General features: G+C 59.5%; 17 protein-coding genes and 2 pseudogenes. 12 read left to right on the plus strand and 7 right to left on the minus strand.

Features of this window, described 5'->3' with window-relative positions:
* The coding region (locus E4P82_RS18150) for an ABC transporter permease subunit (RefSeq protein WP_169250197.1) at nt 1-520 on the plus strand (520 nt) is incomplete at its 5' end.
* A 10-nt stretch (nt 521-530) separates the two neighbouring features.
* Nucleotides 531-1,832 (plus strand): ABC transporter ATP-binding protein, encoded by a 1,302-nt coding sequence (locus tag E4P82_RS18155; RefSeq protein WP_169250198.1) that lies wholly within the window; start codon nt 531-533, stop codon nt 1,830-1,832.
* Between the two features lie 58 nt (nt 1,833-1,890).
* Here E4P82_RS18155 and E4P82_RS18160 read toward each other — a convergent pair.
* A pseudogene (locus E4P82_RS18160) lies at nt 1,891-3,301 on the minus strand (DHA2 family efflux MFS transporter permease subunit).
* Between the two features lie 84 nt (nt 3,302-3,385).
* On the opposite strand from E4P82_RS18160, the gene E4P82_RS18165 reads away from it, so the two are divergent.
* On the plus strand, nt 3,386-3,646 hold the full coding sequence (locus E4P82_RS18165; RefSeq protein ID WP_169250199.1) for a hypothetical protein: 261 nt from the start codon (nt 3,386-3,388) through the stop codon (nt 3,644-3,646).
* A complete protein-coding gene (locus E4P82_RS23995; RefSeq protein ID WP_169250200.1) occupies nt 3,622-4,413 on the plus strand; it encodes a DUF1345 domain-containing protein in 792 nt (263 codons plus the stop codon). Before E4P82_RS18165 ends, E4P82_RS23995 begins: the two co-directional genes overlap by 25 nt.
* Nucleotides 4,414-4,517: 104 nt before the next feature.
* Here E4P82_RS23995 and E4P82_RS18175 read toward each other — a convergent pair whose 3' ends face one another.
* Complete coding sequence (locus tag E4P82_RS18175; protein WP_246327702.1) at nt 4,518-5,366, minus strand: polyphosphate kinase 2 family protein; 849 nt, start codon at nt 5,364-5,366, stop codon at nt 4,518-4,520.
* A 288-nt stretch (nt 5,367-5,654) separates the two neighbouring features.
* On the opposite strand from E4P82_RS18175, the gene E4P82_RS18180 reads away from it, so the two are divergent.
* Nucleotides 5,655-6,263 carry a glutathione S-transferase family protein gene (locus tag E4P82_RS18180; protein WP_169250202.1) on the plus strand — a complete coding sequence of 203 codons (609 nt, stop codon included), beginning with the start codon at nt 5,655-5,657 and terminating at the stop codon, nt 6,261-6,263.
* Nucleotides 6,264-6,277: 14 nt separating this feature from the next.
* Here the strand turns inward: E4P82_RS18180 and E4P82_RS18185 are convergent, their stop codons facing one another.
* Both E4P82_RS18185 and E4P82_RS18190 read right to left on the minus strand, forming a co-directional pair.
* Nucleotides 6,278-7,924 carry an NAD(P)-binding protein gene (locus tag E4P82_RS18185; protein WP_169250203.1) on the minus strand — a complete coding sequence of 549 codons (1,647 nt, stop codon included), beginning with the start codon at nt 7,922-7,924 and terminating at the stop codon, nt 6,278-6,280.
* A gap of 95 nt (nt 7,925-8,019) precedes the next feature.
* Nucleotides 8,020-8,364, minus strand: a complete 345-nt coding sequence (locus E4P82_RS18190) for a rhodanese-like domain-containing protein (protein ID WP_169250204.1) — start codon at nt 8,362-8,364, stop codon at nt 8,020-8,022.
* Nucleotides 8,365-8,413: 49 nt separating this feature from the next.
* Between E4P82_RS18190 and E4P82_RS18195 the strand changes: the two genes are divergently transcribed.
* The 3 genes and pseudogenes from E4P82_RS18195 to E4P82_RS18205 all read left to right on the plus strand — a co-directional run bounded on the left by E4P82_RS18195 (nt 8,414) and on the right by E4P82_RS18205 (nt 12,165).
* Nucleotides 8,414-8,740, plus strand: coding sequence for a hypothetical protein (locus tag E4P82_RS18195; protein ID WP_169250205.1), 327 nt, complete (start codon nt 8,414-8,416; stop codon nt 8,738-8,740).
* A gap of 440 nt (nt 8,741-9,180) precedes the next feature.
* On the plus strand, nt 9,181-11,121 hold the full coding sequence (locus E4P82_RS18200; protein ID WP_169250206.1) for a PKD domain-containing protein: 1,941 nt from the start codon (nt 9,181-9,183) through the stop codon (nt 11,119-11,121).
* A gap of 111 nt (nt 11,122-11,232) precedes the next feature.
* Nucleotides 11,233-12,165: pseudogene (locus E4P82_RS18205) on the plus strand (IS1595 family transposase).
* Nucleotides 12,166-12,430: 265 nt separating this feature from the next.
* Here E4P82_RS18205 and E4P82_RS18210 read toward each other — a convergent pair.
* Nucleotides 12,431-13,027 (minus strand): hypothetical protein, encoded by a 597-nt coding sequence (locus E4P82_RS18210; protein WP_169250207.1) that lies wholly within the window; start codon nt 13,025-13,027, stop codon nt 12,431-12,433.
* A 418-nt stretch (nt 13,028-13,445) separates the two neighbouring features.
* Between E4P82_RS18210 and E4P82_RS22950 the strand changes: the two genes are divergently transcribed.
* The 3 genes from E4P82_RS22950 to E4P82_RS18225 all read left to right on the plus strand — a co-directional run bounded on the left by E4P82_RS22950 (nt 13,446) and on the right by E4P82_RS18225 (nt 15,199).
* On the plus strand, nt 13,446-13,904 hold the full coding sequence (locus tag E4P82_RS22950) for a hypothetical protein (RefSeq protein WP_281383725.1): 459 nt from the start codon (nt 13,446-13,448) through the stop codon (nt 13,902-13,904).
* Nucleotides 13,905-14,103: 199 nt separating this feature from the next.
* Nucleotides 14,104-14,559: a hypothetical protein gene (locus tag E4P82_RS22420; protein WP_246327699.1), complete on the plus strand. Its 456-nt coding sequence runs from the start codon at nt 14,104-14,106 to the stop codon at nt 14,557-14,559.
* Nucleotides 14,560-14,824: 265 nt separating this feature from the next.
* Nucleotides 14,825-15,199 (plus strand): VOC family protein, encoded by a 375-nt coding sequence (locus E4P82_RS18225; RefSeq protein ID WP_169250210.1) that lies wholly within the window; start codon nt 14,825-14,827, stop codon nt 15,197-15,199.
* Between the two features lie 128 nt (nt 15,200-15,327).
* Here E4P82_RS18225 and E4P82_RS18230 read toward each other — a convergent pair whose 3' ends face one another.
* Nucleotides 15,328-15,702 (minus strand): cupin domain-containing protein, encoded by a 375-nt coding sequence (locus E4P82_RS18230; RefSeq protein WP_169250211.1) that lies wholly within the window; start codon nt 15,700-15,702, stop codon nt 15,328-15,330.
* Nucleotides 15,703-16,121: 419 nt separating this feature from the next.
* On the minus strand, nt 16,122-16,838 hold the full coding sequence (locus E4P82_RS18235) for a superoxide dismutase (RefSeq protein ID WP_169250212.1): 717 nt from the start codon (nt 16,836-16,838) through the stop codon (nt 16,122-16,124).
* A 620-nt stretch (nt 16,839-17,458) separates the two neighbouring features.
* Here E4P82_RS18235 and E4P82_RS18240 point away from each other — a divergent pair.
* Nucleotides 17,459-18,928, plus strand: a complete 1,470-nt coding sequence (locus E4P82_RS18240; protein ID WP_246327700.1) for a DegQ family serine endoprotease — start codon at nt 17,459-17,461, stop codon at nt 18,926-18,928.
* Nucleotides 18,929-19,256 lie beyond the last annotated feature (328 nt).

The following is a 19,256-nucleotide window of genomic DNA, read 5'->3' on the forward strand; positions in this document are numbered from 1 at the left end:
CGTATCCAGCCACTTGGCGTTGTTCCTGTCGGCGTTTCCCGCCAACTTGCTGTTTCCAGTCGTGGTGTCGTTCATTGTCGTCCACCGGCTCAACCCGGAAATCTGGCTCAGTCCGCTGATGATCCTGGGTACGCAATGGTACATCCTGTTCAATGTCATCGCCGGGGCCGCCGCCCTGCCCAGTGACCTCAGGGAAGCTGCCGCCAATCTGAGTTTGCGGGGTTGCTTGTTGTGGCGGCGGGTACTGTTGCCGGCGGTGTTCCCGTCCTATCTGACCGGCGGCCTGACCGCCTCGGGCGGTGCCTGGAACGCCAGCGTGGTGGCCGAAGTCGCCAGTTGGGGTTCGACGACCCTGACGGCCAGCGGTCTTGGCGCCTACATCGCCCAGCAGACCGTCCAGGGCGATCATCCACGGGTGGCATTGGGTATCGCCGTGATGAGCTTTTACGTGGTGCTGTTCAACCGCCTGCTCTGGAAACGCCTGTACACCTTCGCCCAGCAGCGTCTGGCCTTGGATTGAGGAGAGTCTCGTGAGCGACGCCGAAACCCTGATCGAATTGCGCCAGGTGAGTAAACGCTTTGGCACCGCCGATCGCGCCGACGACATCGTGGTGCTCAAGGACATCGATTTCAGCCTGCGTTCCGGCGAAATCGTGGCCATGTTGGGCCGTTCCGGCGGCGGTAAATCCACGCTGCTGCGGATCGTTTGTGGGCTGACCCCGGCCAGCGCCGGCCAAGTGCTGTATCGGGGTCAGCCGGTGACCCGGCCGGTGGCGGGCATCAGTATGGTGTTCCAGACTTTCGGCCTGTTTCCGTGGTTGACGGTGCTGGAAAACGTGGAACTGGGGCTGGAGGCGCAGGGCGTGCCAGAGGCGGAACGGCGGCGGCGAGCATTGGCGGCGATCGACATGATCGGGCTGGACGGCTTCGAATCGGCCTATCCCAAGGAACTGTCCGGCGGCATGCGTCAGCGGGTCGGTTTTGCCCGCGCCCTGGTGGTCAACCCCGACGTCCTTTTGATGGATGAGGCGTTCTCGGCGCTGGACGTACCGACGTCGGAGACTTTGCGCGGCGACCTGTTGGATCTGTGGCTGGAACGGCAGATCCCGACCCGCGCCATCCTGATGGTGTCGCACAGCATCGAGGAGGTGCTGATGATCGCCGACCGGATCGTGATTCTGGACAGCAATCCGGGGCGGGTGAAGGCGGAACTGCCGATTACCCTCAAGCACCCTCGTGATTACACGGCGCCGGTGTTTCGGCGGCTGGTGGAGCGGGTTTACGAGATCATGACCACGGCGGCGGGCGAGCCGCGAGCCAGCGGCATCGGCCACCGCTTGCCGTCGGCGCACGTCGCCCAGTTGTTGGGGGCGTTGGACGAAATCAACCATCCGGTCTATCAGGGGCTGGTTAACCTGTCGGCGCTGGCCAATGCGCTGGAGCTGAAGGTGGACGACCTGTTTCCGATCGTCGAAGCGTTGCAGTTGCTGGATTTGGCCCAGACCGCCGGTGGCGATATCCGGCTGACCCGGCACGGCGAAGCGTTCCTGGCCGCCGACATCCAGCACCGCAAGATCATCTTTGGCGAGCATTTGCTGAAGCGGGTGCCGCTGGCCGGCCATATCTGCCGGGTGATCGACGAACGGCCCGGCCAGCGCGCGCCGGAGAGCCGCTTTTTGCGCGAGCTGGAGGATTTCCTGACCGAAGACGAGGCCAAGCGGGTGTTGCAGGCGATCGTCGATTGGGGCCGCTATGCCGAACTGTTCGCCTACGATTACCGCACCGGGGTGTTCAGCGCCGAGAATCCGGGCGAGACGCCGGCGGAAGGGTAATGGACCGATTGCCGGGCGGTGCAAGGTATCGGCAATCTGGTCCCTCGTGGCATGCGCGTCACGCCTCGCGCAGGGTTCCCCGACTGACGCTTTCGCCATCTTCGGAGCGCAGCGTCCAGAACGACAGCGATGACAGGATGGTCAGGCCCCCCAGGGTCAGGAAGGCGTGGTGCAGCGCCTGGGTGACCGCCACGCGATCGGTTTGAGGCAAGTCACCCAGATACCAGGCAGCCACCAGCGACCCGCAGGCCAGGCCGAAGCTCATCGACAGTTGTTGCAGCGAGCTGGCGATGGTGCTGGCCATACTCGAATCGGACGTCTCGATGTCGGCGTAAGCCATCGAATTCATGCTGGAAAATTGCAGCGAGTTGAAAAAAGCCCTGCGCCAGCCCCAGAAGCACGATCAGTGCAATCGGCGTGTCCTCGTTCACCTGTGCAAAGAGGCTGATGGTGAGTCCGATCATGACCGTATTCACAACCAATACCTGCCGATACCCGTAACGCCTCAGCACCCATGCGGAGATGAGTTTCATGCCCATGGCGGCGGCGGCGGTAGGCATCATTAATAGGCCCGACTGCCAGGCGGGCAGGCCCAGACCCAGTTGATAGAGCAAGGGCAGCAGAAACGGCAGCCCACCCATGCCCAACCGGGTGATGAAGCCGCCGACGACCGAAACCCGGAAGGTACGTACCCGAAACAATGCGAGGCGCAGCAAAGGATAAGGCGCCTGGCGGGCATGCCAACCGTAGGCGGCCAGCAGACCGATGGACAACAGGAACAGCACAGCCAACGAAGCCGGGTCGATGTTGTGCTCGCCAAAGATTTCCAACAGCCAGGACAGCAACGCGGTACCGGTGCCGAACAAGAGCAGACCGATCAGATCCAGGGGGCGCGGCGCATCGCCGTGATAATCCGGCATGTAGCGATGCACCAGCAGCAGCGCCATCAGGCCCACCGGTACGTTGACGAAGAAGATTTCGCGCCACGACAACCAATGGACGATGAGGCCGCCCACCGTGGGACCGAGCAACGGCCCGATCAATGCCGGGATGATGACGAAGTTCATCGCCATCAGCAGTTCCGATTTGTGAAACGTGCGAATGATCGTGAGTCGGCCCACCGGCATCATCATCGCCGCGCCAATGCCTTGCAGCACGCGCGCGACCACCAGCATCGGGGCATTGACGGCCAGACCGCACAGAATCGAGGAAGCCGTGAAGACCGCCACCGCGACGCCAAACACCTGTCGAGTGCCGAATCGATCCGCCATCCAGCCACTGACCGGAATCCCGACGGCCAGGCTCAGGATGTAGCTGGTCACGACGGCTTTCAGACTCAGCGGCGTCACTTGCAGGCTCGCCGCCATCGCCGGAATCGCGGTGTTGACGATGGTGGAGTCGAGTTGCTCCATAAATAGGGCGGTCGCGACGACCCAGGGTAGATAACGTTTAACGGTGGAAGGGTCCATGGATTTTCCAATAGCGGGTGCGCTAATACCGCCTATCGGTCGTGTACCGGGCGGGTGATCTTGAGATGGACAACCTCAACACTCATGTGTTGCGCCAGTCGGCATCGACGCTGGACAGTTGGCGGGACGCTTGACCATCGCGGGACCCAGCGCATCGATACTGGCGAACCGCCCGAAAATCATCGGTGGGTGTCGCTGGTGGTCACGGTGGATGGAGAGAGAGTCGTGGCGGAAGTGACTGATTTATGGCAGACGGAACTGGCGCGTCGGTTGGCGCCCCTAAGCGAGCAAGAACTTCGCGCCGCCATCGGAGCACTGGAATGTTTGGCAAGTTGTCTGTTGTGAGCAAGCTGCTACGCTTGACTTCGATTTGGGCCGTTCGACTCGGCCCCGGCCATTTGATGGTGCTGAGTACCGCCGTGTTGGCGTTGGTCGCCGAGGTCACTGGAGGACGGGTGAGAGGCGAGGCGCGTTGGCTGGTTTCCTGGGACGCCGGAGTGCTGGCTTATCTAGCCCTGTCGTGGCTTATCGTGGTCTTGCTGGATTCGGCAAGAACCCGGCGCCGGGTATTACGCAAGACACCGGCCGGTCTTGCGCTCTTTTGGGTCGTGCTGGTCGCGGCCTGTGCCAGCGCGGCGGCGGGGGTCATGATGATCCATCAACCCCTTTACGATAGTGCCTTGTCCCGCGGCTGGCATGTTGGGCTGGCGCTCGTGACCGTGGCCTGTGCATGGATGGTGTTGCATACTGATTTCGGCTTTCGCTACGCCGCCCGCTACTACCGCAACGAGCGTGACGGCGATCGCGGCCTGCGTTTTCACGCGCACTCCCCTCCCGATTATCTCGACTTCATGCTGTTCGCCTTTTTTTATCGGCATGACCAGCAGCGTGTCCGATGTCGGGATCAGCTCCCGCGACATGCGCTGGATGACGATGCTGCACGGGATCATTTCGTTCGTGTTCAACTTGCTCATTCTCTCCATCTGCATCAACCTGATCGCGGGGTCTCTGGAAATTTCGAGTACCGCCCGGATCGGTGGCATTTCCCACCTGTCTTGAGATCGCATCCCAAGGCAATCGCGTCGCAGGTGGTTGGGTTCGGGTCGCCATAACAAAAATCCCCCCCAACGCTCTTGGCTACAAGAACGTTGGGGGGATCGGGCTCGACCAGCAGCGTGACCGCAACGCAAAATGAAGTCGTTGTATCCTCTCGCGCTCAGGCTTCGTCTTCCAGCAGCTTGCGGATTTCCAGCAACTCCCGGCGCCGCTCCTCGCTGACTTCGGGATAGTGCAGGTTCAGCCGTTTCAGGGTGCGCACGACGATTTCCGAGACGGTCAGCCGGGTGAACCACTTGTTATCGGCGGGAACGACGAACCACGGCGCCCATTCGGTGCTGGTACGGTTGAGGCAGTCTTCGTAGGCTTGTTGGTAGCTGTCCCAGAACGCCCGTTCCTTGGCGTCGGCGGTCGAGAATTTCCAGTTTTTCTCGGGCCGGTCGATCCGTTCCAGAAAGCGCTTCTTCTGCTCTTCCTTGGAGACGTTCAGAAAGAATTTCAGGATCACGACGCCATTTTCGGATAGATACTGTTCCATGTTGTTGATCTGCTCATGGCGGCGTTTCCAGATATTCTCGCGGGCCGATGGCGGGATTTTCTGATGGTCCAGCAGTTCCGGGTGAACCCGAACCACCAGCACTTCCTCGTAATAGGAGCGGTTGAAGATACCGATCCGACCGCGCTCCGGCATCACCTTGTTGGTCCGCCATAGATAATCGTGATCCAGCTCCTCGGCGGAGGGGGATTTGAAGCTGTACACCTGGCAGCCCTGCGGGTTGACGCCGGACATCACATGCTTGATGGCTCCGTCCTTGCCGGCGGCGTCCATGGCCTGAAAGATGAGCAGCAGCGCGTAGGTATCCTGAGCGTAGAGAATATCCTGATACTCGGCCAGCTCGGCGATGTTTTTCTCCAGTTTTTTGCGGGCGTCCTTCTTGTCCTTGAAACCGGCGGTAAATTCGGGGTCGTAGTCCTTGCGCAGGGAAATCTTGTGACCAGGCGGTACCATGATGTGTTTCAGACGCAGCTCCAGTTCGGAATCTTCGGAAACCTGGACGGCGATCTTGCGGTTGGGGTCGAGACGGTTTTTCATGTTATGACTCTCGCACGGTTGGGTCAGGATCGAGCGGTCGGCGATACGGAAACGTATTGATAACTTTAGCGGATATCCGTCGGCGCGATCACACGATAGACGATTTCGGTTCGCTCTCGGTGGGGGTCGAGTTCCTATACTTCTTGTTAATCCCGGCCGTTCCGTATCGGGAATTCGCTCAGTCGCCACCAGGAGAACCGACTCATGCTCAAACTGTACTATCACCCCCTCTCCACTTTCACTCGCCGCGTTCTCATTACGCTCATCGAAAAAGCGATTCCCCACGAATTGATTCCGGTCGACATGGCCGCGCGCGAGCACAATCAACCGACTTACCGCGCGCTGAATCCCTATGGCCGGGTTCCCACCTTGGTGGAGGATGACTTTGTCCTGTACGAATCGACGGCCATCCTCAATTATCTGGAAGCGATCCACCCATCGCCGCCGCTGGCGCCGGCCGATCCACGCGGTCGTGCCTTGGTCGACATGCACATGAAGCTTTGCGATCTGGAACTGACGCGGCAAACTGGAACGATCATTTTCCCCAAGCGCTTTTTGCCCGAGCAACGCTGGAATCTTGCGGAAATGGCGCGGGCCAAGGTGGAGATCGAGCAGCACTTGGAGATCCTGGAGAGTTCGTTGGCGGGTCGGGAATATCTGGTCGCGGAGATGTATAGCCTGGCGGAGGTCTGCTATACGCCCTTCGTCCAGTTCCTTCCGCTCATGGAGATCGTGCCGCCTCCCGCGGTCGGCGCCTGGGCGGAACGCATCCTCAACCGCCCGAGCGCCGTGCGAACCTGCCCCAGTCATTGAAGCGTGATCGACGCTCAAACGAGAGAAGAGGTAAAAGGAATATCCAGCGATGCCAGCACCTGTTCCGCTGCCAGCACCCCGCGATAATTCGCTTCCTCGAAGATCGAGTAGCCGCTCAGATCGGAGTTGGCAAACAGTACTCGATCCCGTGTGTTCAGCAGGCGTTGACGGGCCTCGCCCCAGACGAAACCGGGCCGAGGCCGGACCATGGCATGGCCCCAGCGCATCAGGTCCAGCCGGGCAACTTGCTCCCGGATATCGGGATGCGGTCTCGACAAATCACGCAAAATCCACTCGGCCCATGTTGCCCACGGCGTTTCCAGCAGGTGTTGCCGCTCGCGATCCGGTGGGCCGTCGCACAGCGCGCAATACCAGGTGAACACGGTCCGGTCCTGATGCGCCGCCAGATGCTGGTGAGTGGCGACCACATAGCCCAACGCGGCGCTGTCGTACAGCACGTTATCCCAACTCAGCGGCGCGCCCCGGCGCTCCTCGGGGAAGCCGCGCAGGCTGAGATTGGCCACCAGCCAGGGCGCATACTGGAATTCGCCGATGGCGGCTTGCAGTTCGGCCGGGAGTTCCCGGAACACCCGAGGCGCCTGAAACACTGGCGCCGCCCAGATCACTGCCCGCGCCAACCGCCGTACCGAGCGGTTTTCGCGCGGCCGATACGCGTCCACCAACGCTGCCCGATCCAGCTCCGACAATCGAAAAACCAGGGATTCGGTGACGATGTGCGGTTCCAGCCGTTCCCGCAGGCGCCGGACCAGCCAGCCGTTGCCTTCCGGCCAGGTCAGCACATCGTCCTCATCGGCGTCGCGGGCGCGGGCGTCGCGGCTGGCGAAGTAGTGAATCCCCATCCAGGCTGAAGTCTGGTCGTAACGGCAACCGTAGTCGTCGCGGCAGGCGTAGTTGACGTACCAATGCAGCGGTTCGGCATCCAGCCGGTGTTGCAGTAGAAAATCCCGCATGGAGATTCGATCCAGCGCCAGCAGATCGGGATCGCGGGCACTGAAGTCGATGGGAATGGCGAAGGCTTTGCGGCCGTCCGCCCCGCGCCGGCGCTGAAAGTCGTCCATCAACTCCTGGAAACGCTGGAACTGCGCCTGCTCATCCGGCCGGACGCCGATTCGCGGCCATAGCCCATCGTGCCAGACGCCGTTGGCGTACAGCCGTTCCCGAGGCGCGAAGCTGATGAAACGCTCGTCGTAGATCGGTTCGGCCACATTGGGATCGCCCCGTAGCACACCGAAATCCGCCAGCAGTTCGCGTACGGCGCGGGATTCCTGGGTGGGAAACGGTAGATAGTGCGCGCCCCAGGGGTAGGCGGTGACGACGTTCTTACCGCTGCGAGCGTTGCCGCCAACTTCGGACTCCAGTTCCAGGATTGCGAAATCGGTAAACCCGGCTTGTTGCAGCTTCCAGCCGGCCGATAGCCCAGCAATACCGCCACCGACGATGACCACCGGTGTCTTCAGCGTCTCGCCGGATTCCGGGAACTGACCGGCGCGCAGACGATGGCCCAAGACATTGGAGGCGCCGAGGATTTCCCCTTCCGGCAGCGGCGGCGTCTTGGGTGAATCCAGCCGTCGCCAAGCGTAGGCGCCGCCGGTCGCGCCGGCGACGGCGGTCAGCGAGCACAGAAACTGGCGGCGATTCATAGGGAGCGACGAGCCACTGCCACTTCAAACCGTCCGCTGCGCAAATGACGCATTAATGTGACAATGGTGCTCGTGTTGGCTCCTTCCCATGGTGCTCAATCGGTCCGATAACCGCCGCGCAGCATATCGTTCAGACTGCCTCGATTTTCGATTCGACTGTAGCCCATTTGCCGCAGTGTCTGTTCGGCGATGCCGGAACGGCGGCCGCTGCGGCAGTACAACACGATGCGGGCATCGTGCTCCGGTGCAAAAACGGCGATGCGGTTAGCGATTTCATTGTAAGGGATGTTGATCGCCTGGCGGACATGGGCCTGCTGGTACTCTCCCGCCGTACGTACATCGATCACCAGCGGCTCGCCGGGAACCGGCGGGTCGCCGTGATCGGCCCATGCCGGTACGGAAAATAGCAGCGTCACCAAAAACCATATTTGCTTGTTCATGTTTGTGCCCTCCAGATCGAGTTTATGGCTTGGGGCGTGGAAAGCGATAGTGAGTTCCATCGCTGCCCAAGCTTGGGGTAACCCTCATGACTCGATGCCAATCGACAGCAGTAAACGCCATACTCGGTGTGGTCTGGGCATCGATTTTGCCGGATTTCGGTACGCGGGGTATGTGGAGTGTTTTGGTCAGATTGCGCCCAAGGTGCCGGTCGTTGCCGCCGCTGACTTTCGTTCAAGAGCCAGTGAATACGGCATAAAACTCGATCATTCTCACACGTTTTTTATGTCGCGCGATCCAGCTTTCAATTTGCCTGCGAATCAATTGGGTCATCACTCTCAAGTTAATCGATCGATGGTTGATAACCAAGTTATTTAATCAGAAATTATTCTGTTGGCCACCCAGTTGTACTATTGGCTATTAGCCACTTTTTTTTTAGTGGTAATTCAGGAGTGATTCAGGTTAGGGTCTTTATATCTAGCATCCAATACAATATTGGCAGATAACTGCCTAATTTAAAATATATAAGATCAATAAGTTGGAAGAGCATGAGATTGATTGCTATTTACAAATTAAATCGAATTGAAACCGATTAAAGAACCAACTTTTCTTTCAAACCGATGTGGATTTTTCTATTAAAACCAAATTTGATACATGGATTGTTTTGATTTTGTTATATTCACGGCAACCAGAGTTCGGAAACTGAACAATGATCAGTGATACGAACCGACTTATGTAGGGGAAGCAAAGCGTATGTTTGCGCATCAGAAAAGCCATGTGTCAATTACTTCCATGTTCAATAAATTTTTGTGTTTTTTTTGAATGCGACCCATGTGGCGGTAATTATCACACTACTCTTCTTTACTTCCATTGCTCAAGCTGGCCAAGTCAATTTAGCTTGGTATCCAAGTACCCAGTCCACGCTCGGGGGTTATAAGCTTTCCTACGGAACGGCCAGCGGCAACTACTCATCAAGCGTGGATGTTGGCAAGCAAACGACTTATACAGTCGTCAATCTCCGAGACGGTGCCAAATATTATTTCGCTGTTAAGGCCTACGATACCACCAGAACCGTCGAAAGCAGTTTTTCCAACGAAGTGAGCACAACGATCGGTGTCACCAGCACACCCATTGCAGCCCCGACCGCTAGTTTCAGCGCCAGTCCTACTTCGGGGACGGCGCCATTGATGGTGACACTTATCGATACCTCGACCGGTAGCATCAGCAGCCGCGCCTGGACCTTCAGCGACGGCACGACCGACACGGCCAAGACTGTTATCAAAACCTTCAACACGCCGGGCAGCTACACCGCTACGCTCAAGGTCACCGGTCCGGGCGGTAGCGACACCACAACGCAGAGCATTTCGGTGACCACGTCATCGTTGCCAGTAGCTAATTTCAGCGCCAGTCCTACCTCGGGCACAGCGCCGCTAACGGTGAAATTCACCGATACCTCCACTGGAACGGTGACAGCTTGGTCCTGGGATTTCGGCGACGGCACCCCTCCCAGCACTCAACGGAATCCTTCACACAGTTACGCAACCACTGGGACCTATACCGTCAAGCTCACCACTACTAACTCTGCCGGTAGTAATGCGAAAACTCAAAAGGACTACATTAAGGTCTCTTCCAACACTGGTACTGGTAGTAGTGCAGGGAAATTCCAGCAAGGTAGCGTGGCTCCCAACTTGGTGGTCATGGAAGCCGAGCATTTCACCGGTAACACAGCTCAGGGTGGATATGCCTGGCAAGCGACGACCAGCTACGGCAACTATTCAGGCGCCAGTGCTCTGCGGGCCCTGCCGGAAGACAATACCCGTATCGACACCAACTACGCCGCTACCAGCCCGCGGCTGGATTATCAGGTGAACTTCGTTAAGACCGGTACCCATTATGTATGGATTCGCGCTCTTGGTCCTTCCTGGAGTTCCGATTCCCTGCATGTTGGTCTCGATGGGCAGGAAGTTGCCAGCGCCGCACGGCTGAGCCAACTCAATCCGCAGGGAAGTTGGGCGTGGTCCAAGACGACTCAAGGCGGCACCATCGCCACCCTCAACGTGACCAACCCCGGTATACATATTATTAATGTGTGGATGCGCGAGTCCGGTACCCTACTGGACAAGTTAGTGCTGACCCCCAACGCGAATTACACCCCCAGCGACTTGGGACCGGATGAAACGATAAGCACGACGATCGGCGCCGCAACGTTGCCAAGCCCGTGGATCGACATGGACATCGGCAACGTAGGCCAGGCGGGCAGCGCCAGCTATGCCAGCGGTGCCTTCACCGTGAAAGGCTCGGGTGACGACATCTGGGACAATGCCGACGCTTTTCACTTTGTTTTTCAATCCATGACCGGTGACGGCTCCATCGTGGCGCGGGTTGCCAGCATTGACTACACGAATTCCTGGGCCAAGGCGGGGGTGATGATCCGCGAGAGCCTGGACGCCGACGCCCGCCACGCGATGGCGGTGGTCACGGCGGGTAACGGTGTAGCGTTTCAGCGTCGAACCACGCCGGGAGGGACGTCCTATCACACCGCAGGCGCGGCGGTCGGCGCTCCCTACTGGGTGAAGCTGACCCGAAGCGGCAGCACTTTCACCGCCTATCAATCAGCGGATGGCAACACTTGGGCACCGGTCAGCTCGGCCACTATCAGCATGGCGACCAGCGTTTACGTTGGTCTGGCGCTCACCAGCCACAATAACAGCGCCTTGAATGCCTCGGTTCTGGATAACGTCAGCAAGAGAACGAATTAATGTTGGCTCAATCTGGATTCCAGACTGTTGAGGATGGCTCGCCCCGCCGGCGAGCGGGGGCTACCCTGTACGGGTTCCGAACCACCGTGACGTGACCCAAGCCCCCCAACGATGATCAACCTTCAAAATTTGCTGGACGATGTCAAGTGTTACGAAACCGTTTGCCGGTTGCGGTGGCCCGACGGGGTCCGTTGTCCGCACTGCGGCGCGGCGGAGATCACGAAGCAGGGTCGCGATACCACCCAACCGGCGCGGCGGAAATATCATTGTGAACGTTGCCATCGCCGTTTTACGATCTGACCGAGACGGTGTTGGCGGGGCGTCATCAACCGTTACGGGTATGGATCTTGTGTCTGTATTTCATGGGCTTGAACCTTTCTAATGCCCAGATTGCCCAGGCGTTGGGGTTGAACCCGGATGACGTTCAGCGCATGACCGAGCAGTTGCGGGACGGGATCGTCGCCCGCCAACCCGAACCGATCCTGGTCGGGGCAGTGGCGTGCGACGAAGTCTACGTCGTGGCCGGTCACAAAGGGCATCCGGACGCAGTGAAAAAAAAAGGCCACCGGGGTCGGCGGCGCCGGCTGAAGGGGGCACGCGGGCGCGGCACCCTGGACAGCGAAAAGCCGCCGATTTTCAGGATGATCCAACGGGGCGGGGCGGGGCGGTGGTGATCCGGATGCTGGAGAACGTCCGGCAGGTCACGATCCGGCCGCTGATCGAGCGGTTCATCGCGCCGGGAACCCGGGTGTATACCGATGAATACGACATTTACCGCCGCTTGCCAGAGTGGGGTTTCGACCATCGGACGGTGTGCCACAGTCGGGGCGAATACGCCCACGATGACGACGGCGACGGCTTTTACGAGGTTCATCAACACCGCCGAGGGGTTCTGGTCGTTGTTGCGCTCGTGGTTGCGACCCCATCGGGGCATTTCACAAGAAAAACTGCCACTCCACGTTGGGCTTCTTTCAGTTTGTACACAACACCCGCATCCGGGGCAAAGGTCTGCTCAGACCCCTCTTGGAACTCTTGGTGACCTAACAAGACGAACTGACTGGAATCCATATTGAGCCTTCGCCAAAAGATAAGGAACTCAGCTACTACCGGGCCGGCGTGGCAAGTTTGAGAAGCAACAATCACTGAGTTTGAGGGCCTGAAAAAGGCCGCCCCAAGGAGAGCACAGGCAACGGAGCCGCTGCCCGGTCCAGGGACAGGAGCCTTCCCTGGACCAAGCAGGGTGGTGGTAACGTGAGTACGGAGGTGAAGTCTCTCCAAAGTGGGTACAACTCACGCTCTTGAACGGCGCCTACTCCCCATACATCTTCTGTAGAACGCCAAAGAACCCGCTGTCGAGCGTGTAGTAGTAGCTGAACGCCGAGAGCGGTCTCGATATAGTCGTGATTCCTTGGTACGTTGAGTTCCCGTTGATGGTCTCGACCGTCGCTCCCGGTTTATCCGGCGGGTCGTTGAGCTTGCTGATGATAAAATGGTGGACCAAGCCACCCGTCTGGACGCCAATATCACCCAGGCCAATGCCTTTGAAGCCGGCGATGATCTTGACATCCGGCCCCTTGATCCCTGGCGATGCCCAGTAGACGCCCGGCACACCAGCCTTGATCCAGACCCAGGTGGCAAAGATGCCACACCACTGAATCCCACTTTGCCCCGGCTGCGGAATCCGCTTGTTCTTGAGCTTCACGCCATCCAGATAACCTGGGATGCGCCAATGCCCGTCGTTATACCGGGCCGCAACCTCGAAATATTCCTTCAACCGCTTCCAGCCGTAGCGAACCTTCGGATCGCCCCCCGGTTCCGTCAGGAAGTCATTGACCTTTCCGTAGGGAGGGGGTATCGCCTCTCCACGCGCGACGTTGATGATCGTGTTCGCATATCGCGTATCCATAAAGTGTTGTTCCCCGAGTGGCCTAGCTTGGAGTCCAATGGGCGCGAGTTGAGCGTCGTCCCGCACGGAGCGGAGCCGCCGCCGATCCAAGAACAGGGGACTTACTTGGACGAAGCCGGGCAGCGGTAACGCGAGTACGGGACGACGAAGTCGCCCCGTAGTGGGTACAACTCGCGCTCGTTCATCGGCGCGGCGCGTCGACGAATTAATAGTAGACGGCAAAATCGCGGGGTCACCGCAAAGTTGTCAGGCGGCGGCGCGGCATGATTGCCGGCTCCTTGAAGGCTTGTTCCATCGATGATGTCGTCGCCACATCGATCCGCGCACGCCGTTGGCTGGCGTTGTTTCGCGAAACTGAAAAGGGCCGCCGGTCGGGGAAGGCGCGCGCCTCGCTTACCGTCGCGTCCGCTTACGCAGCGTGCCCGCGACCCCGAACGCCATCAAGACCAGCATCGCGATCAGGCCCGGTGGCGTGAGTACCGGAATCGACCTGGCGGCCGCTGAGGGGGGGGAGATCCAGGAAGGTGATACGCACCAAGCCATCACCCAACTGCACGCCCGCGAGGTTGACGGGGCTGGTCCCCGCATTGTAGGAACCGCCGCCGCCGCCCGCCGCGCAGCAGGCTGTGTTACTGTCATTATTGCCGCCGCCACCGCCACTGTAGCCGCCGCCGCCGCCGCCACGGTAATTGTTCCAGGAACTCGTACCCCCACCACCGCCGAATCCGCCGAGCCCTTCATCGCTACCGCCGAGACCCCCGTTCACAAAGGCCTGACCGGCGGCAGTGCCGTTGCCATTCCCGAGCAATCCGCCACCGCCATCCGCGCTGGTGGCCTGCTGACCGCCGAGACCCCCCGGTGCCACCCGCCCCAATGAGTACTCCGGCCGCGCCGGCGGCGCCATTCGTCGTGATTTGCCCGTCGTTGGCGGCCAGATAAGAGGCGACATGGCTTCCACCGCCTCCACCCGCCACCACCAGCGGTGTATTGTCGGTCATGGTGACAAACGAGCCGCCGCCGCCGCCAAATTGGTGGTTATAGGTCGTTGATGGATAGTTGAGGTAAGGCGGCGCCCTTTGACCGACGAGGATCTTGAGCGTATCGCCCGCATTCAGGTTGAACTCGCCAGCGATGTGGGCGCCTCGGCCACCAAAGGGACCATAGCCCTGCCCGCCGAACGCCTCTATCAAGTAGGGGCCAGAAGTGGGTATCACCCAGTTTTGAATGCCGCCAACGCTCGTCACCTGGCCATCGAGGTTGGTGCCCGCATAAGCCGTGTCGATCATGGCCTGGGTTGGACCCGCGGTGCCTGTCGCCCCAGCCGGCGTAAAGGTATAAACCGTTTGCGCCAACGCCAAGTTGCTTCCCAGACAACAGCAAAGCAGCATCGCAAAGAAGGAAATTCGCATGGTCATTGTCTTACTCATTATTGTAGTGAAGGTAAGGCAATCATTCCGATCACCCATGCATCCATGAACAGGGTAGTTGAGGATGTGAAAGTGTGCTTCCCCCTCACACAGGCCAAAACATAATGGATGCGGTTGAGTCCAATCACGAAGGGAGTCAGGGGACAGTCTGGCCCTTTCTGAGAAAGGCTCTCACCAACTTCAGCGGACGCATGCCAATGCCATGGAGACCTATCCCATCGGTCAGTGTCGAAACAAATAGGAGAAACGCGTAATTGCAGTGACGCCGCCGACGAAAGCGGTTTGGTCGGACAGTATTGGTGACCGCGATCATCGCGCGGCCGTACCGCCAGCTCGGTGGAAATTCGGGTGACTTGAGGAGGATTTTGCGATGAATGAACTTTTACCCCCACTCGGGTTGCGACAGGTGAAGGTAATCGCCTTGGCGGTCCAAGATCTGGACCGCGCCAATCGATTCTATGAAGAGATGCTGGAACTGACGCCTGCTTACGAAGGCGATGAACGGGTAGGGTGGTGGCTCGGGTCGGTGATCATGATGCTAAAACCCGACTGGCAAACGCCGACTGCCGTTCCCAACCCCCGGATCACCCTCGAAGTCGACGATGCCCTGGCGACTCAAGAGGCCCTGCAGGCTCGTGAAATCGTCATTGCCGATGCGGTGAGTGACTATGGCGGCTATTACGTCGGCAGTTTTCTCGATAGCGAGGGCAACAAATTGTGGTTCTGTTCGGGGGGTGACCTCTAGTGGCCTGGGCAAACGATCCGCGAACTCGTGCACGGCATCGCCAAGTGCCGCCACTTTCAAGGCCGCGCGGAACATGTCGCTGATGAGCGGTTAACACTATCAGGCCGAGGCATTGATTAACCGCTGGCTCAAGCGGCATCGTCACTGCGTTGAGGAAACGACATCTCCAACACCACGCACCCGACATCGGTCGTGAAGGGCCCATGCAGTTCGCCCGGTGGACGGCTCGCATAATGACCCGCCTCCAGCCACATCGCAAAGGCGTGGTCATACAGCCGGCCACTGACGATGAAGACCTCCTCTGGGTAGGTATGCGTCTTTCCACCAAACGGCGACGTATCCGCTCCCGGCAGAAAACGCGTTAAGCGGGTGTATTCGCCGGTTTGGGGATCGCTGCTCAAGGTAAGTTCCTCGGCCATGTCCTCCAAACCAGTGATGGGTGCCCAATGTACCTGGTTTTCCGGGGCCAAGGCATTCCAATAGCGTAAGGTCGATTTCGTCATGGGAACTCTCTTCGAAACGGGGTTGACGACTACCACTTGGCAAACTCGATGACCATCGGGCGCCGAATGAGGGCCTGATATTCGGTATCCAAATCCCATTTCCATAGGGTTATGCTCCCATACCGCCCCGGCATGGTAAAAATCCTTCGTGTGAAGTGGACGGGTAAGCGGGTGCTGATTGCGACCGGTTCGATCGGATTCGACCCATGAGGTATCGCTTACTCAGTGCTTCCCCAGCGTCGAGCACCGGCGGAGCGGGCTCAGGTCTTTCAGATTGGGGCCGAGATCACTCGCATCTCTCGCGCCGACTGAAACATTCCTTCACCTTCGGTTGGTCGATATATCAACTCGCCCAAAGTTAACGCGGCAACACCCGGCGGCATCCCGAACCGCTCGATCTGGAGCGGTCCGGGCCAGCCTCAGGAAGCCAGGTTTTGCGCGGCGAAATCCCAGTTGATCAGACCATCCAGCACGGCGGTCACGTAATCGGCACGCCGGTTCTGGTAATCCAGATAGTAGGCGTGCTCCCAGACATCGACCGTCAACAGTGGCTTCTGGCCATGCACGAGAGGGTTATCGGCATTGCCGGTCTTGACCACCGCCAGCTTGTCGCCGTCCTTCACCAACCAGGCCCAACCGCTGCCAAACTGGCCGGTGGCGGCCTTGGCGAATTCCGCCTTGAACTGCTCGAAACCGCCAAACGACTTGTCGATCATCTCGGCCAGCGCGCCGGTCGGCTTGCCGCCGCCCTTGGGTTTCAGGCTATTCCAGTAAAAAGTGTGGTTCCAGACTTGCGCGGCATTGTTGAAGATCGCGGTTTGGTCGGGATTGGCGGTGGCCTTGACCACCGCCTCCAGCGGCTGATCCGCCAGCGGGGTGCCGGTCACCAACTTGTTGAGATTGTTCACGTAGCCCTGATGGTGCTTGCCGTAGTGAAAACCGATGGTACGCGCCGAGATGACCGGCTCCAGCGCATTTTCGGCGTAGGGCAGCGGCGGCAGCTTGAAAGGGCCGTCGGCGGCGCGCACCGGGCGTGAACCGAGCAGACCGCCGAACGCCAGCACGCTGGAACCGACCAGCAAAGTGGTCAGAAACTGGCGGCGGTTTTGGTGGGGAGTAAGCAAGGTAGAAGGCATAAACAATGCTCCTGAGGTCGGTTGGGATCATGGGTCAACACCCATGATCGAACCTTCGACCATGGGTTATCGGGGATGTGCCTGAGGTCTGGTCGAAGTGTCGTCGAGCCACCGCACGAGAAACCAATCGTCGCATTCATCGCCATGGCCGTTGTGGACGGCGGACCGTTCGCCAGTAACGCCGGTGCCTGGGCAAACGACAATCGGACATTGCGCATGAGACTCTTGCAGCAACGGTTGACAACCCTTGTAAACAGTTGTCATCGCGCTCAAACGCACTGAACGGGATCGTTGGCCTTGAAGTTTAGCGGGTTTGCCGGTGGAAGTTCGTTCGCGCGACATACCCCATCGAAAGGCCGTGGCCTCAACACTTGGCCCGAGATCCCTCCGCCGTGGGGGACACCGGCGACCTCAAAAGTTGATCGTCACCACCGCGCTTGCACCGAATTCGGGGTCGGCAGATCGATGAATCGTGGAGCACGGCCGATCCGGCTCGATCGCTTCGGACCCTTAAGATTGCCTTAAGTATTGTCGGGGACAATGGCGCGCAACGATGGGAGCGGAATGTATCCGCTCCCGAAATCGAATAGATTATTTTTATTGCGCGAGAGGTAAACACAATGCAATTCCCCAGCAAGATCAAAAAACTAGCGATGGCGGTGGCGCTGGCGACCGGGGGCACGGCCTTGATGGCTTGCACCCTATCGCCCGCGCTGGCGCTGGATGTAACCCCGCCGGCCCGAGTGGAAATGACCGTGCCGGATTTCAGCGCCCTGGTCGAACAGAACGCGGCGGCGGTGGTGAACGTCAGCGTGACTGGAAAGACCCAACCGACTGCGGTTTGGCGCGGACGAGGCATGCCGGATCGGGATGACGACGACAACCCGCTCGCACCGTTCTTCAAACACTTCCCGACGCCACCCATCCCGCCGGGCAGCAAGGGCATGCCGACCCAGGGCATGGGTTCCGGCTTCATCATCTCCGCCGACGGCTATATCGTCACCAACCATCATGTGGTGGACGACGCCGACAAGATCATGGTCAAACTGAACGACAAGCGTGAATTTCCGGCCAAGGTCATCGGCAGCGATCCACGCTCGGACATCGCGCTGTTGAAGATTGACGCCAGCGGCCTGCCGACCGTCACCATCGGCGGCACCGACAATCTCAAGGTGGGACAATGGGTCTTCGCCATCGGCGCGCCGTTCGGACTGGAGCGCACCGCCACCAAGGGCATCGTCAGTGCCTTGGGCCGCTCGTTGCCGAACGACACCTACGTACCATTCATCCAAACCGACGTGCCGATCAACCCCGGCAATTCCGGTGGACCGCTGTTCGATCTGAACGGCAAGGTGGTGGGCATCAACTCGCAGATCTTCAGTCGTAGCGGTGGTTACATGGGTCTGTCGTTCGCCATTCCGGCCGATGTGGCGATGGATGTGGTCGCGCAACTCAAGAACGACGGCCACGTCACCCGTGGTTGGCTGGGTATCAGCTTGCAGGAAGTCACCCAGGATCTGGCGCGCTCGTTCGGGCTGGAGCAGCCGCGCGGTGCGCTGGTGGCGGATGTGACCGAAAACAGCCCCGCCGCCAACGCCGGTTTGAAGGCGGGCGACATCATCACGGCCTACGGCGGCAAACCGATCAACGACAGCGCCGATTTGCCGCCACTGGTGGGAACCACCAAGCCCGGCGCCAACAAGGACCTGACCATCATCCGCGACGGCAAGACGCGCGACATCGCCGTCAAACTGGGTCAGCTACCGGATGAGGACCAGACCGAACTCGCATTGAACAACACGCCGAATGACGGCACGCCGCACCTGAACGTGTTGGTGGCCGACGTGCCGGATGGCGACGGCGGCGTGCGGGTGCAACAAGTCGGGCCGGGCATGGCCGCCGAAGCGGGCGTGCAGGCCGGCGATATCCTGGTGAGTCTGAACAACCAGACGATCAAGAACGCCGCGCAACTGCAACAACTGGTCAAGACGCTGCCGGCTGGCAAGCGAGTGCCGCTGCTGATCAAACGCGATACCGGGTCGTTGTATCTGGCCCTGAAAGTACCGGCCGGTGGCCAGCAACCGGGCTAGCACCCGCACCGGGTCCATAACCCACTGTTCCGCAATAGTTCCCACAGATTTAAAGCGGTGGTGACGGATCCATCTACCTTGGCTCCGAGGCGACACCGCAACCCGGCGAGCGTGTGCCGGGTTGCGCTCCGCAACCTGTCGGACTTGAGAGTGTTGGTGAAGTCGGAAGCGGGGTCGTGTTCCAAACTTGGAGATCATCCCCGACGGTCTATCGGACGGATAGCGGCTCATAATTTCGGGCTCCACGGACGACACGACATTTTACCCGGTGCTTGGTGGATAGTCCGACAGGCTGCTAGGAAAAAAAACAAATACTATCCTTGAATTA

Source organism: Candidatus Competibacter phosphatis (assembly GCF_012939995.1).
GTDB classification, from domain to species: domain Bacteria; phylum Pseudomonadota; class Gammaproteobacteria; order Competibacterales; family Competibacteraceae; genus Competibacter; species Competibacter phosphatis.

Coding starts and splice junctions, on each gene's coding strand:
- E4P82_RS18240 (WP_246327700.1), top strand. CDS start 17,459: ATGCAATTCCCCAGCAAGATCAAAAAACTAGCGATGGCGGTGGCGCTG.
- E4P82_RS18185 (WP_169250203.1), bottom strand. CDS start 7,924: ATGAATCGCCGCCAGTTTCTGTGCTCGCTGACCGCCGTCGCCGGCGCG.
- E4P82_RS18175 (WP_246327702.1), bottom strand. CDS start 5,366: ATGGTACCGCCTGGTCACAAGATTTCCCTGCGCAAGGACTACGACCCC.
- E4P82_RS18230 (WP_169250211.1), bottom strand. CDS start 15,702: ATGACGAAATCGACCTTACGCTATTGGAATGCCTTGGCCCCGGAAAAC.
- E4P82_RS18190 (WP_169250204.1), bottom strand. CDS start 8,364: ATGAACAAGCAAATATGGTTTTTGGTGACGCTGCTATTTTCCGTACCG.
- E4P82_RS23995 (WP_169250200.1), top strand. CDS start 3,622: ATGTTTGGCAAGTTGTCTGTTGTGAGCAAGCTGCTACGCTTGACTTCG.
- E4P82_RS18165 (WP_169250199.1), top strand. CDS start 3,386: ATGTGTTGCGCCAGTCGGCATCGACGCTGGACAGTTGGCGGGACGCTT.
- E4P82_RS18180 (WP_169250202.1), top strand. CDS start 5,655: ATGCTCAAACTGTACTATCACCCCCTCTCCACTTTCACTCGCCGCGTT.
- E4P82_RS18225 (WP_169250210.1), top strand. CDS start 14,825: ATGAATGAACTTTTACCCCCACTCGGGTTGCGACAGGTGAAGGTAATC.
- E4P82_RS18235 (WP_169250212.1), bottom strand. CDS start 16,838: ATGCCTTCTACCTTGCTTACTCCCCACCAAAACCGCCGCCAGTTTCTG.
- E4P82_RS18210 (WP_169250207.1), bottom strand. CDS start 13,027: ATGGATACGCGATATGCGAACACGATCATCAACGTCGCGCGTGGAGAG.